Here is a 22,876-nt window from a genome sequence, read left to right as displayed (position 1 = left end):
GGCAGACCGATCTCTGCCCTCATATTGACCCAGCAAAGGGAGCAAGTAATGAACAACTTTAATCTGCACACCCCAACCCGCATTCTGTTTGGTAAAGGCGCTATCGCTGGTTTACGCGAGCAAATTCCTCATGGCGCCCGCGTATTGATTACCTACGGCGGTGGTAGTGTGAAAAAAACCGGCGTCCTCGATCAAGTTCTGGACGCACTGAAAGGTATGGACGTGCTGGAGTTTGGCGGTATCGAACCAAACCCGGCTTATGAAACGCTGATGAACGCCGTAAAACTGGTTCGCGAACAGAAAGTGACTTTCCTGTTGGCGGTTGGCGGCGGGTCCGTGCTGGATGGCACCAAATTTATCGCCGCAGCGGCAAATTATCCTGAAAACGTCGATCCGTGGCATATCCTGCAAACTGGCGGCAAAGAGATTAAAAGCGCTATCCCGATGGGCTGTGTGCTGACGCTGCCTGCAACTGGTTCAGAATCCAACGCAGGCGCGGTTATCTCCCGTAAAACCACTGGCGACAAACAGGCGTTCCATTCTGCCCATGTTCAGCCGGTATTTGCCGTACTCGATCCGGTTTATACCTATACCCTGCCGCCGCGCCAGGTGGCTAACGGCGTAGTGGACGCCTTTGTGCACACCGTAGAACAGTATGTGACCAAACCGGTTGATGCCAAAATTCAGGATCGCTTCGCAGAAGGTATTTTGCTGACGCTGATCGAAGATGGCCCGAAGGCCCTGAAAGAACCAGAAAACTACGATGTGCGCGCCAACGTTATGTGGGCGGCGACCCAAGCGCTGAACGGTTTGATCGGCGCTGGCGTACCGCAGGACTGGGCAACGCATATGCTGGGCCACGAACTGACCGCTATGCACGGTCTGGATCACGCACAAACTCTGGCTATCGTCCTGCCTGCACTGTGGAATGAAAAACGCGACACCAAGCGTGCGAAACTGCTGCAATACGCTGAACGCGTCTGGAACATCACCGAAGGTTCCGACGACGAGCGCATTGACGCCGCGATTGCCGCTACCCGTAACTTCTTCGAGCAATTAGGCGTGCCGACGCATCTTTCCGACTACGGTCTGGACGGCAGTTCTATCCCGGCATTGCTGAAAAAACTGGAAGAACACGGCATGACCCAACTGGGCGAAAATCATGACATTACACTGGAAGTCAGCCGCCGCATCTACGAAGCCGCCCGTTAAGCTTTTTACGCCTCAAACTTTCGTTTTCGGGCATTTCGTCCAGACTTAAGTTCACAACATCTCACCGGAGCCTGCTCCGGTGAGTTCATATAAGGAGGAACGTATGGCTAATCCAACCGTTATTAAGCTACAGGACGGCAATGTCATGCCCCAGCTGGGACTGGGCGTCTGGCAAGCAAGTAATGAGGAAGTTATCACCGCTATCCAAAAAGCGTTAGAAGTGGGTTATCGTTCAATTGATACCGCCGCAGCCTACAAGAACGAAGAAGGTGTCGGCAAAGCCCTGAAAAATTCCGCACTTAACAGAGAAGATCTGTTCATCACCACGAAACTGTGGAACGACAACCACAAGCGCCCCCGCGAAGCCCTACTCGACAGTCTGAAAAAACTCCAGCTTGATTATATCGACCTCTACTTAATGCACTGGCCCGTTCCCGCAATCGACCATTATGTCGAAGCATGGAAAGGAATGATTGAGCTGCAAAAAGAGGGATTAATCAAAAGTATCGGCGTCTGCAATTTCCAGATCCACCATCTTCAGCGTCTGATTGATGAAACTGGCGTGGCGCCTGTCATTAACCAGATAGAACTTCACCCGCTGATGCAGCAACGTCAGTTGCATGCCTGGAACGCCACACACAAAATCCAGACCGAATCCTGGAGCCCATTAGCCCAGGGCGGGAAAGGCGTATTCGATCAGAAAATCATTCGCGATCTGGCAGATAAGTATGGCAAAACCCCGGCGCAGATTGTTATCCGCTGGCATCTGGATAACGGTCTGGTTGTAATCCCGAAATCGGTCACCCCTTCACGAATTGCCGAAAACTTCGATGTCTGGGATTTCCGTCTCGACAAAGACGAACTTGGTGACATTGCAAAACTCGACCAGGGTAAACGCCTCGGCCCCGATCCCGACCAGTTCAGCGGCTAACGCACAAATTCTCCCGGTAGCGGTAATATTCCGCTACCGGACTTTTCAGAAATCATTTATTCCCCTCGCCTCCCGCCCGTTGTTACTCTCCCCTGTTCAGGAACACCAAATATAAGGACATCATCATGCGGAGCTGGAAGCTCTTAAAGGAACAACTCATCTACACCAGGGATAAACGCGACAGAGAGGTGAAAAACAGATGAAAATAATGATTCTGTTTTTGGCAGCCTTTTTAAGTTTTACCCTCCAGGCGCAATCCCCCTCGCTAACCGCTGAACAAACAGTCAGGCAGATTTATCAACACTATACCGGTGGGGCTAGCGTTCCTTATTTCGCTGATAACAGTGAGCAAGCAATAACATCAACGCGAATGCAAAAGGCGCTAACCTTGAATGACAATCTCACACTGCCGGGTAATATTGGCTGGCTGGATTACGATCCGGTTTGCGATTGTCAGGATTACGGCGATCTGGTGTTAGAAAGTGTCGCGGTTACTCAAACGGATGCCGATCACGTGGATGCCCTTGTGCGATTTCGTCCCTATAAAGACGATAAAGAAAAGACCACGCAAACACTGAAGATGGTGGCAGAAAATGGTCGTTGGGTGATTGATGATATTGTCAGCAATCATGGCAGCGTCTGGCAGTCGGTTAATGGTGAGAATGAAAAAATAATGGCGGTACTGGCATCGCTGCAAAAAGAGCAGCCTGAAGCCTTTGTCGCCGAGTTGTTTGACCATATCACTCATTATAGCTGGCCCTGGACGTGGGTTGTTTCCAACACCTATCGCCAGGCTGTTAATGCCTTCTATAAAACCACCTTCAAGACTGACAGTAACTCCGATGAAAATATGCAATTAGAGCGGCAATTTATCTACGACAACCCAATCTGTTTTGGCGAAGAGTCGTTATTTTCACGCGTTGATGAAATTCGTGTGCTGGAGAAAACTGCCGACTCCGCTCGTATTTATGTTCGTTTTGCATTGACCAATGGCAACAGCGAAGAGCAAGAATTTGTTTTACAGCGGCGTGAGGGTAAGTGGGAGATTGCCGATTTTATCCGCCCAGGCAGCGGAAGCTTACTTAAACAGATTGAAGCGAAGACTGCCGCCAGATTAGCTGAATAATTAACACCAGATAAAGGAAACTGGAAATGAATAATCAACTGTTACTCTTTTTTCTAATGTTCATACTCACAGGCTGCGTCAGTAATGAAAAAATCAGTCATGTAGAAAATGATATTCATCTGATAAATATAAAAATCGATCAACTCCAACAAGATATCGACGCTTTACGTCAGGAAATTCAGATAGCGAAAGAAGCGGCAGAAAAAGTTAACACACGGCTGGATGATGAAGGGAGATGGCCTGACGGAATTTGGGCGCACCCGCCACGGTGGTAATACTCCACTAAACGTCAATCAACTATTAACCATAACAATAAAAGACAGGGAGAAATAAATAATGAAAAAGACTTTCAGCGTGGGAATACTAATTCTGATAACCGGCTTATTAAGCGGGTGCGTCAATGAGCAAAAGGTCAATCAACTGGCGAGCAATGTGCAAACATTAAATGCCAAAATCGCCCGGCTTGAGCAGGATATGAAAGCATTACGCCCGCAAATCTATGCGGCAAAATCTGAAGCTAACAGAGCCAATACGCGTCTTGATGCGCAGGACTATTTCGATTGCCTGCGCTGCTTGCGTATGTATGCGGAATGATAAAAATATCCCCGGCAGCATTCAGTTACCGGGGATGTTTTTTTAACGTCCAACCGCCGCTTTAGGGCGTTTCTTCGCGCCAGCATTCACCGGACGAGATTGCGTAGACGACGCTTTTTTTGCCGTAGCAGGCGTCTGACGCTGGGTCGCCATCGGCGTATGTTTGGTCAACGCCGGACGGGTATTGCGGTTCTGACGGCGAGCTTCGCGCATCTCTTCAATGGTTGGCGCAGGCACTAAGCAATCGCGACGGCTGCCAATCAGATGCTTTTTACCCATCGCTTCCAGCGCCTGGCGGATTAACGGCCAGTTTGCTGGATCGTGGTAACGCAACAACGCTTTATGCAAACGACGCTGTTTGTCGCCCTTCGGTACGAAGACGTCTTCACTCTTATAACCAATCTTCGCCAGCGGGTTTTTGCCGGTGTAATACATGGTGGTCGAGTTAGCCAGCGGCGACGGGTAGAAGTTCTGTACCTGGTCGAGACGGAAACGATGCTTTTTCAGCCACAACGCCAGATTCACCATATCTTCATCACGCGTACCGGGGTGTGCAGAGATGAAGTATGGGATCAGATACTGCTCTTTACCTGCCTGTTTCGAGTAGGTATCGAACAGCTCTTTAAAGCGGTCATAGCTCCCCATGCCCGGTTTCATCATCTTCGACAACGGCCCTTCTTCGGTATGTTCCGGGGCAATCTTCAGATAACCGCCGACGTGATGGGTCGCCAGCTCTTTGATATAGCGCGGGTCTTCCACGGCAATGTCGTAACGCACGCCGGAAGCGATGAGGATCTTCTTGATACCTTTGAGATCGCGAGCACGGCGATAGAGATTGATCGTCGGTTCGTGATTCGTGTCCATATGCGGACAAATATCCGGGTAAACGCACGACAAGCGACGGCAGGTCTGTTCAGCGCGTGGCGATTTGCAGCGCAACATATACATGTTGGCAGTTGGCCCACCGAGATCGGAAATCACGCCAGTAAAGCCAGGAACGGTGTCGCGGATCGCTTCAATCTCATTAATGATCGAATCTTCCGAACGGCTCTGAATAATGCGCCCTTCATGCTCGGTAATAGAGCAGAAAGAGCAGCCGCCAAAGCAGCCGCGCATAATATTGACCGAGAAACGAATCATTTCGTAAGCCGGAATCCGGGCATTACCGTAAGCCGGATGCGGCACGCGCTTATACGGCAGCGCAAAGACGCTGTCCATCTCTTCGGTAGAAAGCGGAATAGCAGGCGGGTTGATCCACACATAGCGGTCGCCATGTTTTTGCATCAACGCGCGGGCGCAGCCTGGGTTAGTTTCGTGGTGCAGAATACGCGAAGCATGAGCGTATAGCACTTTGTCGCCCTTCACTTTCTCGAATGAAGGCAGCAACACGTAGGTTTTTTCCCACGGTTTCGGGCGCGGCGGCTGCACGGTAACGGCTTTGGCTTCTTGTTTTTTCGGCGCCACTGGTTTGTTATCCGCGCACGGCAGGTCTTCACCATACGGATGCGGGATCGGGTCGATTTTCCCCGGGGTATCGAGACGGGTGGAATCCACGCCGCTCCAGCCTGGCAGCGCCTCTTTCACGATTATCGCGGTATTACGCACATCGCGGATTTCACTAATCGGCTCGCCCATCGCCAGACGATGCGCCACTTCCACCAGCGGACGTTCACCGTTACCGAACATCAGCATGTCGGCTTTCGAATCCACCAGCACGGAACGGCGCACGGTATCGGACCAGTAATCATAATGCGCGGTACGGCGCAGACTAGCCTCAATACCGCCGAGGATCACCGGCACATCTTTCCACGCTTCTTTACAACGCTGGGTATAAACCAGTGTGGCGCGATCCGGGCGCTTACCCGCGACGTTATCCGGTGTGTAGGCATCGTCATGACGCAAACGGCGATCGGCAGTGTAACGGTTGATCATCGAGTCCATATTGCCTGCGGTAACGCCGAAAAACAGATTCGGTTTACCCAGACGCATAAAATCGTCTTTGCTGCTCCAGTCCGGCTGGGCGATGATCCCAACGCGAAAGCCCTGCGCTTCCAGCATACGACCGCAAATCGCCATCCCGAAGCTTGGGTGATCGACATACGCGTCGCCTGTAACCAAAATGATGTCGCAGCTATCCCAGCCAAGTTGATCCATCTCTTCACGAGACATCGGCAAAAACGGTGCCGGTCCAAAACAGGCGGCCCAGTACTGCGGCCAGGAGAACAGGTCGCGATCCGGTTGGATCAGGGAGATAGAGCTCATTTTGCTTCCAGAAATGGTAAAAAAATAATCAAAGGCCGGGGATTATACGCTGTATCGCGCGCGGAAATGAAGTGATGTTGATAAACGGTGACAAAATACCTGGTGAAGTTTTCACTGCCGATCGAGGCAAACACATTTAAGGCTAGCGGTAGCGTGGCAACTGCCGCTACTATTTATGCCGATCAGCAACGTTCAGGTCATGTTGCACGACGATCAGCTAACCGAGGACACCCACAGTAAGGCAAGGTATGGAACAGGTTATTACAAAGCGCCGCTATTACGATATTGGTCTACAGATTGAAGAGCTGCTGTATTCAGGCGTATTTAAAGCCGGAGAGCGCTTACCTTCAGAACGTGAACTGAGCGAGCGGTTTAATACCAGCCGGACTACCATTCGTGAAGCTATCATTATGCTGGAACTCAAAGGCGTGCTGAATGTGAAGCAAGGGTCAGGGATCTTCTTTGTCGATTCCACCGATAAGCTCAATCAGAAATCATTAATGCCTTATTCAGAAATTGGCCCGTTTGAACTGTTGCAGGCGCGTCAGGTGATCGAGAGCAATATTACTGGTTTTGCAGCCAGCCAGATCAGCTTTAACGAATTACAAGAATTAAAGAAAATCATTAGCTTGCAGGAAAAGGCTATCGCAGCGGAAAGTGATAAATTTGAAGAGTTGGATCACCGTTTTCATAGCCTTATTGCCGAAGCGACGCAAAATCGGGTACTCATCAAACAAGCCGCTGAATTATGGCGGGCAGTGCGCACAGAAAACCCCCGCTGGAAGAAGCTGAACTACAAATACCTTCACGAAAAGCATTTGCGTCTGCAATGGCTGGAAGATCACCAGGCTATTTTCCTTGCGCTGCAACAGAAAGATTCAGAGCTTGCCAGGGAAGCATCCTGGAACCATCTGGAAAACAGCAAAAATGAACTGATCAAAATCTTCAAACAAGACGCTTCCATCAGCGACTTTGATGACTTTTTCTTCGCTCGTTAACCTTCATTAGTCCAGAGCTGACGTAAAAAATGACGCTGGCTCTGCGTTCCGCCCTCCACTGGTACACGCTCTCTTTTTAATTGGTCTAATAAATCGATTATCATCAGATATCTTAGATTAGCGGCAATTATCCCAAAAACTGACACCTAAAAAACTTTCCTTTCAATTTATTCTTATAACTCATTGATATAGATATAAATAACACCTCGTTGTTCTGTTCCGTACTTTTACCTTTCTCTGCAAGCGTGATGCATCTCTCTGTTTTTGGTCTAGTGAATTATGTAAATTGGTCTACACACACCAGCTACCAGGAGTAAGAGCATAATGTCAGGGAACGAAAGCATCGCTGTCGCCAACTATGATCAGGTAACCATCTGGCCCCGAGGCGGGTTGCAGGCAGATATTGTCCATATTGGTTTTGGCGCTTTTCATCGCGGACATCAGGCTGTCTACACGGATCTCACTAATCAGCTTTCGGACACCCGCTGGGGGATCTTTGAGATCAACCTGTTTGGTGATGCTCAACTGATCGAAAACTTAAATGCGCAAAATGGGCTGTTTTCGGTGGTGGAAACGTCTGCATCGCAATCTACCTCACGCCTTGTGCGTTCGGTGACTGGCGGTATTCATACCCCCGTGGATGGCATTACCGCAGCAATCCAGAAATTGACTGAACCTCAGGTAAAAATCGTTTCATTAACCATCACCGAGAAAGGCTATTGCCTCGATTCGCAAACGCGATCACTTGATCTCACCAATGGATTAATCAAACACGATCTACAAAACCCGGATGCGCCTCAGTCGGCTATTGGCTTGATCGTCTGTGCTTTGCAACAACGTAAAGCGGCAGGACTCGCCGCTTTTAGCGTGCTCTCCTGCGACAACTTGCCAGACAATGGGCATCTGACGCGAAATGCCGTTCTCGGTTTTGCCCGACAACTGGATCAGCCCCTGGCTCAGTGGATCGAAGAAAATGTCTCATTTCCAGGCACGATGGTAGATCGCATTGTTCCGGCAATGACCGAATCGCAATTCGCCTTACTGGAAACTAAAACCGGTTATGCCGATCCCTGCGGGATTGTCTGCGAATCATTTCGTCAGTGGGTGATCGAAGATAATTTTGTTCACGGGCGACCACAATGGGATAAAGCAGGCGCGATGTTTGTCAGCTATGTTCAGCCTTATGAAGAGATGAAGTTACGCATGTTAAACGGTAGCCATTCATTTCTGGCTTATAACGGCTCACTGGCAGGCTATGAATTTATCTGGCAATGCATGGAAGACGCTGATTTTCGTTCCATTACCCGCCAGTTGATGATTAATGAACAAGCCCGAACACTTAATCCAGACTTAAATATCGATGCCCAGGAATACGCCGACCTGTTAATTGAACGCTTTAGCAACCGTAATGTTGCACACCGTACCGGGCAAATCGCTATGGACGGTTCGCAAAAGCTTCCCCAGCGAGCGCTGACTCCCTGGCTGAAATTGCATCAGCAAAAACAAAACAATGCTGTTCTGTCACTGCTCGTTGCTGGTTGGTTGCATTATGTCATTGAAGCTGTTGAGAAAAGCCAGTCTGTCGCTGATCCAATGAGTGAACAATTTCATGCGCTAATTAAGGAACAACAAGACGCATGGCAACAAGCGCTCGCGTTACTGCACTTTAGCGCCATATTTGGTGAATTAAGCAATCATCAACCATTTATAAATGAAATAAAAATCGCTTTTGCGAATATAAAAAACAAAGGCATCAAGGCCACCATCAGCCAGTTATTATCGGATAAGCAAAAATGAAAACATTAATTTGTCAGCAGCCTGGCGTTATGGAATATGTGGAAAAGGATATTCCCACACCAGCAGATAATGAAGTGCTATTAAAAATCAAAGCTGTGGGTATTTGTGGTACTGATATTCACGCATTTGCCGGTAGGCAGCCTTTTTTTAGCTACCCTCGCGTACTAGGTCATGAAATATGCGCCGAAGCAGTTTCGCGAGGCAGTCAGTGCCAGACTGCACAATCAGGCCAGCGCTATTCCGTTATCCCATGCATTCCGTGTGGCGAGTGCGCCGCCTGTCGGGAAGAGAAAACGAACTGCTGTGAACGTGTTTCGCTGTATGGCGTGCATCAGGATGGGGGTTTTAGTGAGTACCTTGCGGTACGTGAAGACAACCTTGTGCCGCTCCCTGACGAGGTCAGCGACAGCGCCGGCGCATTGGTTGAATGCTTCGCCATTGGAGCACATGCCGTTCGTCGGGCTGAGATCAAGGCTGCACAAAACGTACTGGTGATTGGCGCCGGGCCAATCGGTCTGGCAACAGCAGCCATCGCCCGGGCTAAAGGGGCGCAGGTTGTTGTTGCTGATATTGATAGTCAACGTCGCCAGCACGTTGTGGATAATCTTGCTATTAATGCCTTCGATCCCACACAGGAAGATTTTATTACCGCGCTTCGTGAGGCTTTTGGCGGCGAACTGGCTTGCGTCGTACTTGATGCTACGGGAAATAAAGCCTCGATGAGTCAGGATGTAAATCTTATTCGTCATGGCGGCAAAATTGTTTTCATCGGTTTGTATATCGGTGAACTCGTTATTGACGATCCAACCTTCCACAAAAAAGAGACAACGTTACTCAGCAGTCGTAATGCCACACGGGAAGATTTCGCATTGGTAATTGAACTGATGCGCAGCAATAAAATTCACGAAAACTTAATGAAAAATCAGGAGTTTGATTTCTTTAGTGTTGGCGAAGATTACCAGCGTAACGTTGTAGAAAATAAAAATATGGTCAAGGGTGTGATCACTTTTTAAGGGAACAAAGATGACAACTGTTTATGTCGGTGAAGCAAATTTAAAATCACTGGTACACCACAAATTATATACTGCCGGGCTGGATACTAACACCGCACAACAAGTTACGGATGTTTTAGTACATGCCGATATTACCGGTGTGCATTCTCACGGTGTTATGCGTGTCGAACATTATTGCACTCGCCTTGCTGCCGGAGGGTTAAATAAAACCGCGCAATTTAGTATTGAGCAAATATCACCGTCAGTGGCCATTCTCGACTCTGATGACGGGATGGGGCATTCAGCATTAATTAGTGCCACAGAGCACGCCATCAAACTGGCACAGGAAGAAGGTCTTGGGTTTGTTAGCGTTAAAAACGCCTCTCACTGTGGCGCGTTATCTTATTTTGCAGAGATGGTCACCAACCAAGGATTGATTGCTATCGTAATGACGCAAACCGATACCTGCGTAGCGCCTCATGGCGGTGCCGGGCGCTTTTTGGGAACTAACCCCATCGCCTTTGGCTTTCCGGTGGAAAACAGCCATCCGATGATTGTTGATATGGCGACCAGTGCCACGGCTTTCGGCAAAATACTTCATGCAAAAGAAACCGGAAAACATATTGGTGAAGGGCTGGCGATAGATAAAGACGGTTATGGCACCACTGATCCGCACAAGATTGAAAACCTGCTACCTTTCGGCCAACACAAAGGTTCAGGAATTGCGCTGGCTATAGATGCACTGACTGGCGTGCTGATGAATGCGAATTTTGGCAACCATATTGTTCGTATGTATGGTGATTATGACAAGATGCGTAAGCTGGCAAGTTTGGTCATTGCCATCGATCCGAAAAAGCTCGGCAATCCTGTTTTTGCAAAAACCATGGCGCAAATGGTCACGGAGCTGCATGCCGTTAAACCAGTTCCCGGCGTTGAAAAAGTATTAGCACCGAACGATCCACAAATGCACTATAAAGAAAAATGTCAGCAGGAAGGCATTCCAGTTCCGGCAGGGATTTTCCATTATCTGACAACGAATTAATAACCACTTTTTATTATAACGATAGAAAAGCGCTGTATTTATCGTTTCTGTTATATTAACCAGGAGCAGGATATGAAAGCACTTCGTCCTCTGACGGCATCGCTTATGCTGTTAACCAGTTGTTTATTAATTTCCAATACCACACTGGCGAAAACAACATTAAAACTCAGTCATAATCAGGATAAAAGCCATGCTGTCCATAAAGCATTAAGCTATTTAGCTGATAAAACAAAAGAATATTCAAACGGTGAATTAGTTATTCGTATTTACCCAAATGCGACATTGGGTAACGAGCGCGAATCACTGGAGTTAATGAACTCAGGCGCATTACAGATGGTGAAAGTGAATGCTGCGTCACTGGAATCTTTCGCCCCGGATTACAGTCTTTTCAGCCTGCCTTTCTTATTCCGTGACCGTGATCATTATTATCGCGTTCTGCAAAGTGATTTAGGTAAAAAAATACTCAAATCATCAGAAAGCAAAGGCTTCGTCGGTATCACGTATTATGACGGCGGTGCGAGAAGTTTTTATTCCAATAAACCGATTACAAAACCTGAAGATTTAGCAGGAATGAAAATTAGGGTTCAACAAAGCCCCAGCGCCATTGCAATGATGAAAGCACTTGGCGGTGTCGCCACACCGATGGCTCAGGGAGAACTTTACACTGCGCTCCAGCAAGGTGTTGTTGATGGCGGAGAGAACAATACCGTTGTCTATTCTGATATGCGTCACGCCGAGGTGGCAAAAGTCTATTCACGTGATGAGCACACCATGGTGCCTGATGTGTTAATTATCAGCACCAATGTGTTGAATAAACTTGGCGACAAAGAGCGTACGGCATTATTAAAGGCAGCCGATGAATCAATGATGCAAATGAAAGATGTCATCTGGCCTGCCGCTGAAAAAGAAGCCTACGACAAAATGAAAGAGATGAACGCAACAGTGGTTGATGTTGATAAATCCGCTTTCAAAGAACGCGTAAAACCGCTATACGATGAATTCAAGGCGAAAGATGCACAATCGGCTAAAAACCTTGAGCAAGTAGAAAGTATGTAACCTTAATGGGCAGGTAATTCCTGCCCTTTCATGGAAGACTTATGCGCACACTCACTCATATTCTTAACAAGATCCTTTCCGGATGTTGCAGCATCATTCTTGCCATTATGGTGTTCTGCGTAACCTGGCAAGTTATTGCTCGTTTTATTTTTAATGCTCCCAGCACCGTGCTTGATGAATTTACCCAAATTTTATTTATGTGGATGATATTATTAGGCGGTGTATATACAGCCGGTTTAAAAAAACATCTGGCTATTGACTTGTTGGCGCAGAAACTTCCTGCGGTATCTGTTCTGACACTTGACAGTTTTATCCAAATTATCATTACCGTCTTTGCAATTATTTTCATGATCTATGGCGGAAATATTGTTGTTGAAAAGGCCCAACATGTTGGACAAATTTCCCCTGTATTAAAATGGCCAATGGATAAAGTCTATTGGGTTATGCCTGTCAGTGGTTTTATTCTGGTCTGGTATTCAGTGATGAATATTATCGATAACTATAGAAAATGGAATTCTCATTAACGAGGGATGTATGGACTTTGAATATATCTACCCCATCTTAATTTTATTTGGTAGTTTTGCCGTCATGCTGGCAATAGGTGTGCCAATTACTTTTGCCATTGGCCTTTCTTCACTGTTATCTATTATTACTGCCTTACCACCCGATGCCGCCATTTCTGTGATTTCGCAAAAAATGACAGTAGGACTGGATGGCTTTACGTTATTAGCCATTCCCTTTTTCGTGTTAGCCGGAAACATTATGAATACCGGAGGCATCGCCCGACGACTGGTTAACCTGGCGCAAGCATTAGTTGGGCGTCTTCCTGGCTCACTGGCTCATTGTAATATTCTCGCGAATACACTGTTTGGTGCGATTTCAGGTTCAGCTGTGGCATCAGCTGCCGCAGTAGGTGGCATTATGTCACCACTGCAGGAAAAAGAGGGCTATGATCCGGCGTTCTCTGCGGCGGTTAATATTGCCTCTGCACCTATTGGCCTGATGATCCCACCGAGCAATGTGTTGATTGTCTATTCACTCGCCAGCGGAGGGACTTCTGTTGCTGCGTTGTTCTTAGCCGGATACTTGCCAGGCATTCTCACCGCTATTGCTTTAATGTTTGTGGCTGCACTTTATGCGCGACGTAACCATTATCCGGTAGCCGAACGCATCAATTTTCGTCAGTTTTTGCAGGTATTCCGCGAATCAATTCCCAGCCTGATGCTTATTTTTATCATTATTGGCGGTATTATCGCAGGGGTATTCACGCCCACAGAAGCATCAGCAATTGCGGTAATTTATAGTTTAGTCCTGGCAATGATTTACCGTGAAATCACCATCAAGAAACTCAATGACATCCTGTTAGACTCCGTAGTAACCAGTTCAATTGTTCTGTTGCTGGTAGGCTGCTCTATGGGGATGTCATGGGCCATGACGAATGCTGATGTTCCTGAGTTGATCAACGAACTGATTACCAGTGTTTCGGATAACAAATGGGTCATTCTATTTATTATTAATATTATTCTGTTGATCGTCGGTACCTTTATGGATATCACGCCGGCGATCCTGATATTTACACCTATTTTCCTGCCGATCGCCCAACATCTGGGGATTGATCCCATTCACTTCGGCATAATTATGGTTTTCAACTTAACCATTGGCCTTTGCACACCACCTGTCGGCACCATTCTGTTTGTGGGGTGCAGCATTGGTAAGGTCAGTATCGACAGGGCAATAAAACCATTACTGCCGATGTTTCTGGCATTGTTTGTAGTAATGGCAATTATTTGTTATTTCCCGCAGCTTAGTCTGATGCTGCCAGGATTATTTTCAACCTGACAAACAGACGGGCCTGAATGATTCAGGCCCGTCTGTTTACGTCTTTCCTCACCGTGACTGCATATCGCCAGGAGATTTAATTGGTCCATTACGGTATCGGATTGACCAACAGCTGCCCTATCGAGCCGCGATCGGCCATTTCCAGCGTCTGGCTATTAAAGTAGAACGGGAAGTGCGCCCAGGAAGGCTGACCGAAATAGACAAGCAGCTCCACTTGTCCGTCGACCCAAACGGTATCTTTCCAGCCTCTGTCTTCCGGGAACGGCATTGCGCCGTTAACGTTACGGATCTGGAACATCACGCCTTCAATATGGAACGCTTGCGGTTCGTCCGCGCGTACGGTCCAGCGCTCCCACGTTCCTTGCTGCGCGGTGACATCAATACGGTTGACGTCCCACAACTTCCCATTGATACCAGGATCGTCACCCAGGCTAATATCACGACTACGAATCGGTGAACCGGCCATAATTTCAGTCGGCAACAGGCGCATCGGCAGGCTGTCAGTGACCAGCGGCAATAGCCCAGTTGGGCGCAGCGTTAGCACCAGCGTAGAAACCAGAATGCTGGATGGCTCAAAGAAGCCACGAATACGATCAACAATACTCGCCGCTTCGCCACAGGTGATAGACACTTCATCACCGTTGCTCATATCCACCAGAATCTCGCGACGCTCGCCCGGTGCCAGCGAAAGTTGCTTCACCGATACAGGAGCAGGCAGGAATCCCTGATCGCCTGAAATTACATGCAATGGGCGTCCGTCACTCATCTGTAGTTGATAGCGACGAGAGTTCGACGCGTTCAGCAGTCGCAAGCGCACCCAGCCACGCGAGACTTCAACGTACGGGCTTTGTACACCGTTAACCAGCAGCGTATCACCAACAAAGCCGCCGCTTCCCGGTTCGTTGTATTCTGGCGTACCAAAGTTATCCAGCCGTTTATCCTGAATAATGACCGGAAAATCATCCACACCATAATGGTTGGGAATAGGCAGCGACTTGCTGACTTCATCTTCCACCAGCCACATCCCGGCAAGGCCGTTATAGACCTGCTGAGCCGTGCGGTTGGGGGTATTGGCGTGATACCACAGAGTAGCTGCGTTCTGGCGAATAGGCAGTACGGGTGCCCAGTCAGCGTTTGGCGACATCATCCGTGCCGGACCGCCCATCAGCGGGCCTGGTACCTGTAGCCCGGCCACCGTCATTGAGACATTTTCTGTCAGGCGGTTGCTGTAAATAAGCTTAACATCGTCGCCCTTCCAGACGCGGATAGTCGGCCCCAGGTAACGGCCATTGATTCCCCAGACCGACGCGCGCGTTCCTGGCGTAAATGACCAGTGCGCACGTTGTACAGTCATAAACAGCGGTTGCCCACGGCGAGATTCAAGCAGCGGCGGAACGGGTAGCGGTTGCTGTTGCCCGGCTGCGCTGGCCTTCAGGGGAACAGCGCCTGCACAAAGTGCAATCCCCGATGCCTGAATGAACTGACGCCGACTGAGTGACATATTTGCTCCATGTAAAACTGGCTAAAGTAATACCGTGCAGGAAAGTGTTCCCGCAAAAATACAGATTGCCGACTTAAACTTTTCCGGCGGCTTCGCGTTCTGCGACTTCTTTATCGAGCTCGGCGATTTTTTGTTCCATTATCGAACGACAATGGGCCGCCAGCTCGCGAACCTGATCTTTACCATATTGACTGACATCAATTGGCGGCAGCATTTCTACGATCACTAAACCATTATTCAGTCGGTTAAGATTAATCTTATTCGAAGTCGTGGAAACACACACGGGAATAATCGGCACACCTGCTGCAATTGCCGCGTGAAATGCCCCGGTCTTGAACGGTAGCAGGCCGCGACCACGACTGCGGGTACCTTCCGGGAACATCCAGATGGAAATACGGCGTTTTTTGAAGTGATTCACCACTTCCGCGATAGTGCCGTGTGCCTTAGTACGGTTGTTTCTGTCGATCAATAAGTTACCGGTTAACCAGTACAACTGCCCAAAGAAGGGGATCCACAGCAAACTCTTTTTACCTACAGTGACTGTCGGCGGCTGCACGATGTTTGATGCCGTCACCATGTCATAGTTGTTCTGATGGTTAGCAATATAGATAGCATTACCGTAGCTTTCGGCATCAGCAGGTTTGCGACATTCGACCTTCAGGCCGTACAGCGGCGCAAGACGACCAAACATATGCCCGAAGGTAGCCACATGCTTCGGATTACGCGGGCTGAAAAGGCAGTAAATGGAGCCGAATACACAGACTAAGATGCTGTAAATAACGGTAATAATAAGACGAAAGATATATAGCATAACACCCTCTGAAGATCTGAGAGACTGGCATTGTACGTCACCTGAAATCAGGTTAGGGCATTGTTAAAAGCCGCTCTCTGGAAAAACGTATTGTTAATCGCAACGCATGAATAAACAACGGTTTCAAGGGAATTTTTATTGTTTATACAGACTAAATGCGGCACCGGATGACGACTTCAACGTTTCATCCGGTTCACCTTTTTGACAGGAGAAGGTACGGCCCTCTCCTGCATTTTACTCTTCGCTGTCAGCGCGTCGCGGAGCGTCAATCTCGACGCGGTCGATACGCTGTAAACCACGCATCAAGGTGCCGCGACGGCCACGCTCACCGGTCACTTTCAGCAACTCTTCCGGGCGCAGTTTGATTTTGCGTTTCCCGACATGAATCGTCAGCGTACTTTGTGGGGGCAGGACATACAGATGTGCAAGACCATCCTCGCCACGAGCGGCTTCTGCCGACGGGATGTTAATGATCTTGTTGCCTTTACCCTTCGACAGTTGCGGGAGCTCACTGACCGGGAACATCAGCATACGTCCAGCCAGAGTAATCGCCAGCAACATATCGGAAGGATCCTGAATCACCACTGGCGGCATAACATGCGCGTTTTCTGGCAGATTAATCAGTGCTTTACCTGCACGGTTACGCGCCACCAGATCGTTAAAGGTACAGACGAATCCGTAACCTGCATCGGAAGCCATCAACAGTTTCTGATCGTCGCTTTCCATTAGCATGTGATCAACGGTAGCGCCTGGCGGCAACGTCAGTTTACCGGTGAGCGGTTCGCCCTGACCACGCGCTGAAGGCAGCGTAATGGGGTCGATGGCGTAGCTGCGTCCAGTAGAGTCTACAAACACCACAGGCTGGTTACTCTTACCTTTCACCGCAGCTTTGAAACTATCACCTGCTTTGTAGTTCAGACCAGGGGCGTCGATATCATGACCTTTGGCACTACGCACCCAGCCCATCTGCGACAACACAATGGTAACCGGCTCAGACGGCAACATGTCGTGCTCGCTCATCGCTTTCGCTTCTTCGCGTTCCTGCAACGGCGAACGGCGATCGTCGCCATACGCTTGTGCGTCGGCCTGTAGCTCTTTCTTCAGCAGGTTATTCATTTTGCGCTCGGAAGCCAGAATGCCCTGCAACTGATCGCGCTCTTTTTCCAGCTCGTTCTGCTCACCGCGAATCTTCATCTCTTCCAGTTTGGCGAGGTGACGCAGTTTCAGTTCGAGAATCGCTTCCGCCTGAGTTTCCGTAATGCCAAAGCGCGACATCAGCGCCGGTTTCGGTTCATCTTCATTACGAATGATCTCAATCACTTCGTCGATGTTGAGAAACGCCACCAGCAAACCTTCGAGGATATGCAGGCGCTTGAGGACTTTCTCCAGACGATAGTTCAGACGGCGGCGTACGGTATCACGACGGAACACCAGCCATTCAGTGAGGATTTCCCGCAGGTTTTTCACCGCCGGACGCCCATCCAGACCGATCATATTGAGGTTAATACGATAGCTCTTTTCCAGATCGGTGGTGGCGAAGAGGTGATTCATCACCTGCTCCATATCCACGCGGTTGGAACGCGGCACGATCACCAGACGGGTCGGGTTCTCGTGGTCAGATTCATCGCGCAGATCGTCAACCATCGGCAGCTTCTTGTTGCGCATTTGCGCAGCAATCTGCTCCAGCACGCGCGCGCCAGAAACCTGATGCGGTAGTGCGCTGATAACCACCGCGCCATCTTCTTTCTTCCACACCGCGCGCATCCGCACAGAACCGCGACCGTTCTCGTAGATTTTACGGATCTCGGCACGGGAGGTAATGATTTCCGCTTCGGTCGGGTAGTCCGGCCCCTGCACGATATCCAGTAACTGGTCGAGCGTGGTATTGGGCTGCTCAATTAAGGCAATTGCCGCCTGCGCGACTTCACGCAGGTTGTGCGGCGGAATATCCGTCGCCATGCCGACGGCAATGCCGGTGGTGCCGTTAAGTAAAATATTCGGCAAGCGGGCGGGGAGCATTTTCGGCTCTTGCAACGTGCCGTCGAAGTTTGGCACCCAATCTGCCGTTCCTTGCCCCAGTTCACTTAATAAAAGCTCGGAATATTTCGACAGGCGGGATTCGGTGTAACGCATTGCTGCGAACGATTTCGGATCGTCCGGCGCCCCCCAGTTCCCCTGCCCGTCCACCAGCGGATAACGGTAAGAGAATGGCTGCGCCATCAGCACCATCGCTTCATAGCAGGCGCTGTCGCCATGCGGATGGTATTTACCCAGTACGTCACCGACAGTACGAGCCGACTTTTTAAATTTGGCGGTCGCATTCAGGCCCAGTTCTGACATCGCATACACAATGCGGCGTTGAACGGGTTTCAGACCATCACCAATAAACGGCAACGCACGGTCCATGATCACGTACATGGAGTAGTTTAAGTAGGCGTTCTCCGTAAACTCATGCAGCGCAAGGCGCTCTGCCATATCGCTCATTAATTCTGATTCCTCAACTTATTCGCCAGCCTTCAAAGGGGCAATATTGCTGGAGATACTACATTATCTGCCGCGTCGAGTCACAGGAGATCAGCGTCATTAGCGCCGCCGGACGTGCTCCGGCGGCGATAAAGGCATCAATGTGCCTTGATATACAACTCTTTGCTGTAGACATAATCCTGAGGATTATGCAGCGGGAAACCGCCAACGTAGGGTTTAAGCAGTTTGATCAGCGGTTGATAGTAGATGGGAATGAGCGGAGCCTGCTGGTTGATAATGGCCTCGGCCTGTTGATACAGCGCATTACGTTTCCCCGCATCGGTGGTTTGCGCCGCCTGATTCAATAACGCGTCATACTGCGTGTTTTTCCAGTGACCGACGTTCTCTTCACTATCGCTTTTAAGCGTGTTCAGGAAGGTGGAAGCATCATTATACGTCGCATCCCACGACTGCCGCGACAACATGAAATCACCGCTACGCCGGGCATCAAGATACGTTTTCCACTCCATCGTGCGCAGCGTCACCTGTGCGCCAAGCCATTTTTTCCATTCGGAAGACAAGGCTATCGCCGTTTTCTCATGCAGATCGTATTTGTTGTAGAACAGTTCAAAGCGTAGCGGGTGAGAGGCGTCGTATCCCGCCTGTTTCAGCAATGCTTTTGCCGTCGCCACGCGCTCACTCATTGGCTGTTGCAGTTCATCGAACGTCGCCGCACTAAAAACTTCTACCTCTGGCGGCGTCAGCGTGGTTGCAGGCGTTCGCAGCCCGAGTACCTTTTGCGCGATTAACGGCCTGTCGACCGTCAGATATAGCGCCCGCCGGACACGAACATCGTCAAACGGCGGTTTCCGCGTGTTGAAATTGTAATATTCGCTGTTCAGACGCGGGATAATCTGCATCTCGCCAGGCCGTGATTTTTCAATAGCGGGAATTTGCTGCGCCAGAACCCAGGTAAGATCGACCTCTCCCGCGCGATAGCGGTTATAGCCAGTGACCGAATTATCCAGGGCCAGATACTCGACCTGCTGCAAAACGGTATGCTCTGCATCGCGGTACTTAGAATTTTTGCGAGCAGTAATCTTTTCGTTAACCACCCATTTATCAAGCACAAAGGCACATTTGGCTCACAAGATTCCCCATCACACCAACGGCACATAAACATCCGTTTCCAGTCGCTGCTCTGTCATCCCTTCGGCAAGATTGGTGTAGTGAAACAGGAGCGGTGCTTTACGCATTTTCTCGCCGCTTTCAGGAAGCCAGTTGCGAATGATGGTCCAGATAGTGTGAGATATGTTATCCAGGTCGCCAACATGGCGGGCTACGGCATAACGTCCCGAAGTAAGTTCACCATTACTCACGCCATAACGATTATCCGGAATCGGTTCGTTAACGCTGCCACAGATATCAAAGCGAAATGCTTCAGGCGCGGTGGTGGCAGGATCGTCCCAGGCGACGCCAAAAGTCTGGCTTTGGTTAACAGGAGAAAGCCCCGTCTCTTTGCGCCACATGATAAATTTTGCCACGCTGTAGTTAAGCAACTCAGGGCTACAGCGATGTGGCAACATCGCCACATGGGTGGATGGAAAATCGATAACACTTACTTTCAAGGTCTGGTTTTTCATTTTGCCTCCCTGCGAAATTATTCCCGGGAACGCGTCCCGGGAGCGGTAAAATTACGGGTTTACTTTGCGGATCTGTTTAACGTCAATTTCAACAGAGTTCCAGTCTTTATCCACTTCGCCCTGAATCTCAACCGTATCTTTCGGCGTTACCGTCACACCGTTCCAGCGTTTGTGGTCGATATCTACATTGATGGTGCCGCTGGCATCTTTGAACAGGTACAGATCGTCAGAGATGCGCTCAACGATATTCCCGCGCAAGGTTACCCAGGTGTCGTCACGCAGAGATTTCGCGTTTTCTACGTTAGTTACGCTGCCGTTCGGCCCCTGGAATCCTCCGGTCTGACTTTGTGTTGCCGATGGGCCAGAAAAACCACCCTGCTCTGCTGCCATTACCGGTGCGCTGCACAGGGCCATTACTGCAATTGCTGCTGCGAATTTTTTCATGTTTGTTACTCCCTTTAATGTCTGTTTCCGAGCATTAAACAAGATAGTCCTTAACAACTTCTTAAGGAAAAAAAAGAAAATTTAGGGCTGTACAGAGCACGTTACAACACGGTTTACTTGCAACAAATACAGTTATCGCAGGGATGAAAAGATGCGAATTTTACTGATAGAAGATGACATGCTGATTGGCGATGGCATCAAAACAGGTCTGAGTAAGATGGGTTTTAGCGTCGACTGGTTTACGGAAGGCCGTCAGGGAAAAGAGGCGCTTTATAGCGCGCCTTATGACGCGGTGATCCTTGATCTCACCTTACCGGGAATGGATGGTCGCGATATTTTACGCGAGTGGCGGAGTAAAGGTCAGCGTGAACCGGTACTGATTCTCACCGCTCGCGACGCTCTGGCCGAACGCGTGGAAGGTTTGCGCCTGGGAGCCGACGATTATCTATGCAAACCTTTTGCGTTGATAGAAGTCGCCGCCAGGCTGGAAGCTCTGATGCGCCGAACCAACGGCCAGGCCAGCAACGAGCTGCGCCACGGTAACGTCATGCTCGACCCCGGCAAACGTATCGCCACGCTGGCTGGCGAACCCTTAACGCTGAAACCAAAAGAATTTGCCCTGTTGGAATTACTGATGCGTAACGCTGGTCGGGTACTGCCACGCAAACTGATTGAAGAAAAACTGTATACCTGGGACGAAGAGGTCACCAGTAATGCCGTTGAAGTGCATGTGCATCATCTGCGGCGCAAACTTGGCAGTGACTTTATTCGTACCGTTCACGGTATAGGCTACACATTAGGTGAGAAATGAAATTTACCCAACGTCTTAGTCTGCGAGTCAGGCTGACGCTAATCTTTTTAATTCTGGCCTCGGTGACCTGGCTGCTTTCCAGCTTTGTCGCCTGGAAGCAAACAACGGATAACGTCGATGAACTGTTCGACACCCAACTGATGCTGTTTGCCAAACGGTTAAGTACGCTCGATCTCAACGAGATTAACGCTGCGGATCGCATGGCACGGACACCAAATAAATTAAAACATGGTCATGTGGATGACGATGCGTTGACCTTTGCCATCTTTACCCACGACGGCAAAATGGTGCTCAATGATGGCGATAACGGAAAAGACATTCCCTACAGCTATCAACGTGAAGGATTTACTAACGGTCAACTGGTAGATGAAGATGATCCCTGGCGTTTTGTCTGGATGACGTCGTCTGATGGTAAATACCGCATCGTTGTAGGTCAGGAATGGGAATACCGCGAAGACATGGCGCTGGCGATTGTCATCGGACAACTGATCCCGTGGCTTATCGCGCTGCCCATTATGTTAATCATCATGATGGTACTACTGGGGCGTGAACTCGCGCCGCTGAACAAACTGGCGCTGGCGCTACGTATGCGTGACCCTGACTCGGAAAAACCACTCAATACTACTGGCGTACCCAGCGAAGTACGTCCACTGGTCGAGTCGTTGAATCAACTGTTCGCCCGCACACATGCGATGATGGTCCGTGAGCGCCGCTTTACCTCTGATGCCGCTCACGAACTGCGTAGCCCGTTAACAGCGCTGAAAGTACAAACCGAAGTCGCACAGCTTTCTGACGATGATCCGCAGGCACGGAAAAAAGCACTGATGCAATTACATTCGGGGATCGATCGCGCCACACGCCTGGTTGATCAGTTGCTCACCCTGTCGCGGCTCGACTCGCTGGATAACCTTCAGGATGTCGCGGAGATCCCGCTTGAAGACCTCCTGCAATCGTCAGTGATGGATATTTACCATACAGCGCAGCAGGCAAAAATTGACGTGCGGCTGACGCTCAATGCCCGCGGCATCAAACGCACCGGACAACCGCTATTACTAAGTCTACTGGTACGAAATCTGCTGGATAACGCAGTACGTTACAGTCCACAGGGCAGCGTGGTGGACGTCACTCTAAATGCAGATAATTTCACCGTAAGAGACAACGGCCCCGGTGTGACGCCAGAGGCGCTTGCGCGAATTGGTGAACGTTTCTACCGCCCACCAGGACAAACCGCTACCGGCAGCGGGCTTGGTCTATCGATTGTCCAGCGAATCGCCAAATTGCATGGCATGAATGTTGTGTTTGGGAATGCGGAACAAGGTGGATTTGAGGCGAAGGTGAGCTGGTAGTGGTGATA

General features: G+C 49.5%; 20 protein-coding genes and 1 pseudogene. 14 read left to right on the top strand and 7 right to left on the bottom strand.

Going from position 1 to position 22,876, the window contains the following annotated elements:
- Positions 1–48 precede the first annotated feature (48 nt).
- The 5 genes from yqhD (at position 49) to yqhH (ending at position 3,863) form a co-directional block, all read left to right on the top strand.
- Positions 49–1,212: an alcohol dehydrogenase gene (yqhD, locus tag AACU94_RS00875; protein WP_130218152.1), complete on the top strand. Its 1,164-nt coding sequence runs from the start codon at positions 49–51 to the stop codon at positions 1,210–1,212.
- A gap of 103 nt (positions 1,213–1,315) precedes the next feature.
- Positions 1,316–2,143 (top strand): 2,5-didehydrogluconate reductase DkgA, encoded by an 828-nt coding sequence (gene dkgA / locus AACU94_RS00870; RefSeq protein ID WP_130218154.1) that lies wholly within the window; start codon positions 1,316–1,318, stop codon positions 2,141–2,143.
- Between the two features lie 199 nt (positions 2,144–2,342).
- Complete coding sequence (locus AACU94_RS00865; protein WP_135488749.1) at positions 2,343–3,269, top strand: YbjP/YqhG family protein; 927 nt, start codon at positions 2,343–2,345, stop codon at positions 3,267–3,269.
- A 26-nt stretch (positions 3,270–3,295) separates the two neighbouring features.
- Positions 3,296–3,544, top strand: a complete 249-nt coding sequence (locus AACU94_RS00860) for a hypothetical protein (protein ID WP_130223961.1) — start codon at positions 3,296–3,298, stop codon at positions 3,542–3,544.
- Between the two features lie 61 nt (positions 3,545–3,605).
- Positions 3,606–3,863: a lipoprotein YqhH gene (gene yqhH, locus AACU94_RS00855; RefSeq protein WP_130257988.1), complete on the top strand. Its 258-nt coding sequence runs from the start codon at positions 3,606–3,608 to the stop codon at positions 3,861–3,863.
- A 42-nt stretch (positions 3,864–3,905) separates the two neighbouring features.
- On the opposite strand, the gene AACU94_RS00850 is transcribed toward yqhH, so the two are convergent.
- Complete coding sequence (locus AACU94_RS00850) at positions 3,906–6,125, bottom strand: YgiQ family radical SAM protein (protein ID WP_000095187.1); 2,220 nt, start codon at positions 6,123–6,125, stop codon at positions 3,906–3,908.
- Between the two features lie 248 nt (positions 6,126–6,373).
- On the opposite strand from AACU94_RS00850, the gene AACU94_RS00845 reads away from it, so the two are divergent.
- The 7 genes from AACU94_RS00845 to AACU94_RS00815 all read left to right on the top strand — a co-directional run bounded on the left by AACU94_RS00845 (position 6,374) and on the right by AACU94_RS00815 (position 13,849).
- Positions 6,374–7,123, top strand: coding sequence for a FadR/GntR family transcriptional regulator (locus AACU94_RS00845; RefSeq protein ID WP_130218160.1), 750 nt, complete (start codon positions 6,374–6,376; stop codon positions 7,121–7,123).
- Positions 7,124–7,447: 324 nt separating this feature from the next.
- Complete coding sequence (locus tag AACU94_RS00840; RefSeq protein ID WP_135488748.1) at positions 7,448–8,920, top strand: mannitol dehydrogenase family protein; 1,473 nt, start codon at positions 7,448–7,450, stop codon at positions 8,918–8,920.
- Positions 8,917–9,933, top strand: coding sequence for a zinc-binding alcohol dehydrogenase family protein (locus AACU94_RS00835; protein ID WP_135488747.1), 1,017 nt, complete (start codon positions 8,917–8,919; stop codon positions 9,931–9,933). Before AACU94_RS00840 ends, AACU94_RS00835 begins: the two co-directional genes overlap by 4 nt.
- Before the next feature lie 10 nt (positions 9,934–9,943).
- The gene (locus tag AACU94_RS00830; RefSeq protein WP_135488746.1) at positions 9,944–10,954 is read left to right on the top strand and encodes an Ldh family oxidoreductase; all 1,011 of its coding nucleotides are present in this window, start codon (positions 9,944–9,946) and stop codon (positions 10,952–10,954) included.
- Positions 10,955–11,026: 72 nt separating this feature from the next.
- Entirely contained in the window at positions 11,027–12,010 is a 984-nt protein-coding gene (locus AACU94_RS00825) for a TRAP transporter substrate-binding protein (protein WP_135488745.1), read from the top strand.
- A gap of 41 nt (positions 12,011–12,051) precedes the next feature.
- Complete coding sequence (locus AACU94_RS00820; RefSeq protein ID WP_135488744.1) at positions 12,052–12,534, top strand: TRAP transporter small permease; 483 nt, start codon at positions 12,052–12,054, stop codon at positions 12,532–12,534.
- Between the two features lie 10 nt (positions 12,535–12,544).
- Positions 12,545–13,849, top strand: coding sequence for a TRAP transporter large permease (locus tag AACU94_RS00815; RefSeq protein WP_135488743.1), 1,305 nt, complete (start codon positions 12,545–12,547; stop codon positions 13,847–13,849).
- Between the two features lie 88 nt (positions 13,850–13,937).
- On the opposite strand, the gene ftsP is transcribed toward AACU94_RS00815, so the two are convergent.
- The 6 genes and pseudogenes from ftsP to ygiW all read right to left on the bottom strand — a co-directional run bounded on the left by ftsP (position 13,938) and on the right by ygiW (position 20,711).
- Positions 13,938–15,350: a cell division protein FtsP gene (gene ftsP, locus AACU94_RS00810; RefSeq protein WP_130218174.1), complete on the bottom strand. Its 1,413-nt coding sequence runs from the start codon at positions 15,348–15,350 to the stop codon at positions 13,938–13,940.
- A gap of 73 nt (positions 15,351–15,423) precedes the next feature.
- Positions 15,424–16,161 (bottom strand): 1-acylglycerol-3-phosphate O-acyltransferase, encoded by a 738-nt coding sequence (plsC, locus tag AACU94_RS00805; protein ID WP_000965725.1) that lies wholly within the window; start codon positions 16,159–16,161, stop codon positions 15,424–15,426.
- Positions 16,162–16,395: 234 nt separating this feature from the next.
- Positions 16,396–18,645 carry a DNA topoisomerase IV subunit A gene (gene parC / locus AACU94_RS00800; RefSeq protein WP_135488742.1) on the bottom strand — a complete coding sequence of 750 codons (2,250 nt, stop codon included), beginning with the start codon at positions 18,643–18,645 and terminating at the stop codon, positions 16,396–16,398.
- Positions 18,646–18,782: 137 nt separating this feature from the next.
- Positions 18,783–19,760 (bottom strand): annotated as a pseudogene (locus tag AACU94_RS00795) (ABC transporter substrate-binding protein); the annotation flags it as partial.
- Positions 19,761–19,784: 24 nt separating this feature from the next.
- Positions 19,785–20,267 carry an AraC family transcriptional regulator gene (locus AACU94_RS00790; RefSeq protein ID WP_135488741.1) on the bottom strand — a complete coding sequence of 161 codons (483 nt, stop codon included), beginning with the start codon at positions 20,265–20,267 and terminating at the stop codon, positions 19,785–19,787.
- Positions 20,268–20,318: 51 nt separating this feature from the next.
- A complete protein-coding gene (gene ygiW / locus AACU94_RS00785) occupies positions 20,319–20,711 on the bottom strand; it encodes an OB fold stress tolerance protein YgiW (protein ID WP_096251400.1) in 393 nt (130 codons plus the stop codon).
- Between the two features lie 151 nt (positions 20,712–20,862).
- On the opposite strand from ygiW, the gene qseB reads away from it, so the two are divergent.
- Positions 20,863–21,522: a quorum sensing response regulator transcription factor QseB gene (gene qseB, locus AACU94_RS00780; protein ID WP_130223937.1), complete on the top strand. Its 660-nt coding sequence runs from the start codon at positions 20,863–20,865 to the stop codon at positions 21,520–21,522.
- On the top strand, positions 21,519–22,868 hold the full coding sequence (gene qseC / locus AACU94_RS00775; RefSeq protein ID WP_135488740.1) for a quorum sensing histidine kinase QseC: 1,350 nt from the start codon (positions 21,519–21,521) through the stop codon (positions 22,866–22,868). Before qseB ends, qseC begins: the two co-directional genes overlap by 4 nt.
- Positions 22,869–22,876: the final 8 nt, after the last annotated feature.

This window comes from Escherichia sp. E4702, from assembly GCF_963883545.1.
In the GTDB taxonomy this organism is placed as follows: domain Bacteria; phylum Pseudomonadota; class Gammaproteobacteria; order Enterobacterales; family Enterobacteriaceae; genus Escherichia.
The sequence above is the reverse complement of the archived record's forward strand: the minus strand, read 5'-3'. Positions and strand labels throughout refer to the sequence as shown.

Bases quoted from the DNA above. Each gene is read 5' to 3' on its own strand.
- AACU94_RS00845 (WP_130218160.1), top strand. From the start codon at position 6,374: ATGGAACAGGTTATTACAAAGCGCCGCTATTACGATATTGGTCTACAG.
- yqhH (WP_130257988.1), top strand. From the start codon at position 3,606: ATGAAAAAGACTTTCAGCGTGGGAATACTAATTCTGATAACCGGCTTA.
- AACU94_RS00850 (WP_000095187.1), bottom strand. From the start codon at position 6,125: ATGAGCTCTATCTCCCTGATCCAACCGGATCGCGACCTGTTCTCCTGG.
- qseC (WP_135488740.1), top strand. From the start codon at position 21,519: ATGAAATTTACCCAACGTCTTAGTCTGCGAGTCAGGCTGACGCTAATC.
- AACU94_RS00835 (WP_135488747.1), top strand. From the start codon at position 8,917: ATGAAAACATTAATTTGTCAGCAGCCTGGCGTTATGGAATATGTGGAA.
- AACU94_RS00815 (WP_135488743.1), top strand. From the start codon at position 12,545: ATGGACTTTGAATATATCTACCCCATCTTAATTTTATTTGGTAGTTTT.
- plsC (WP_000965725.1), bottom strand. From the start codon at position 16,161: ATGCTATATATCTTTCGTCTTATTATTACCGTTATTTACAGCATCTTA.
- dkgA (WP_130218154.1), top strand. From the start codon at position 1,316: ATGGCTAATCCAACCGTTATTAAGCTACAGGACGGCAATGTCATGCCC.
- AACU94_RS00830 (WP_135488746.1), top strand. From the start codon at position 9,944: ATGACAACTGTTTATGTCGGTGAAGCAAATTTAAAATCACTGGTACAC.
- AACU94_RS00820 (WP_135488744.1), top strand. From the start codon at position 12,052: ATGCGCACACTCACTCATATTCTTAACAAGATCCTTTCCGGATGTTGC.
- parC (WP_135488742.1), bottom strand. From the start codon at position 18,645: ATGAGCGATATGGCAGAGCGCCTTGCGCTGCATGAGTTTACGGAGAAC.
- AACU94_RS00860 (WP_130223961.1), top strand. From the start codon at position 3,296: ATGAATAATCAACTGTTACTCTTTTTTCTAATGTTCATACTCACAGGC.
- AACU94_RS00790 (WP_135488741.1), bottom strand. From the start codon at position 20,267: ATGAAAAACCAGACCTTGAAAGTAAGTGTTATCGATTTTCCATCCACC.
- AACU94_RS00840 (WP_135488748.1), top strand. From the start codon at position 7,448: ATGTCAGGGAACGAAAGCATCGCTGTCGCCAACTATGATCAGGTAACC.
- AACU94_RS00825 (WP_135488745.1), top strand. From the start codon at position 11,027: ATGAAAGCACTTCGTCCTCTGACGGCATCGCTTATGCTGTTAACCAGT.
- ftsP (WP_130218174.1), bottom strand. From the start codon at position 15,350: ATGTCACTCAGTCGGCGTCAGTTCATTCAGGCATCGGGGATTGCACTT.
- qseB (WP_130223937.1), top strand. From the start codon at position 20,863: ATGCGAATTTTACTGATAGAAGATGACATGCTGATTGGCGATGGCATC.
- ygiW (WP_096251400.1), bottom strand. From the start codon at position 20,711: ATGAAAAAATTCGCAGCAGCAATTGCAGTAATGGCCCTGTGCAGCGCA.
- AACU94_RS00865 (WP_135488749.1), top strand. From the start codon at position 2,343: ATGAAAATAATGATTCTGTTTTTGGCAGCCTTTTTAAGTTTTACCCTC.
- yqhD (WP_130218152.1), top strand. From the start codon at position 49: ATGAACAACTTTAATCTGCACACCCCAACCCGCATTCTGTTTGGTAAA.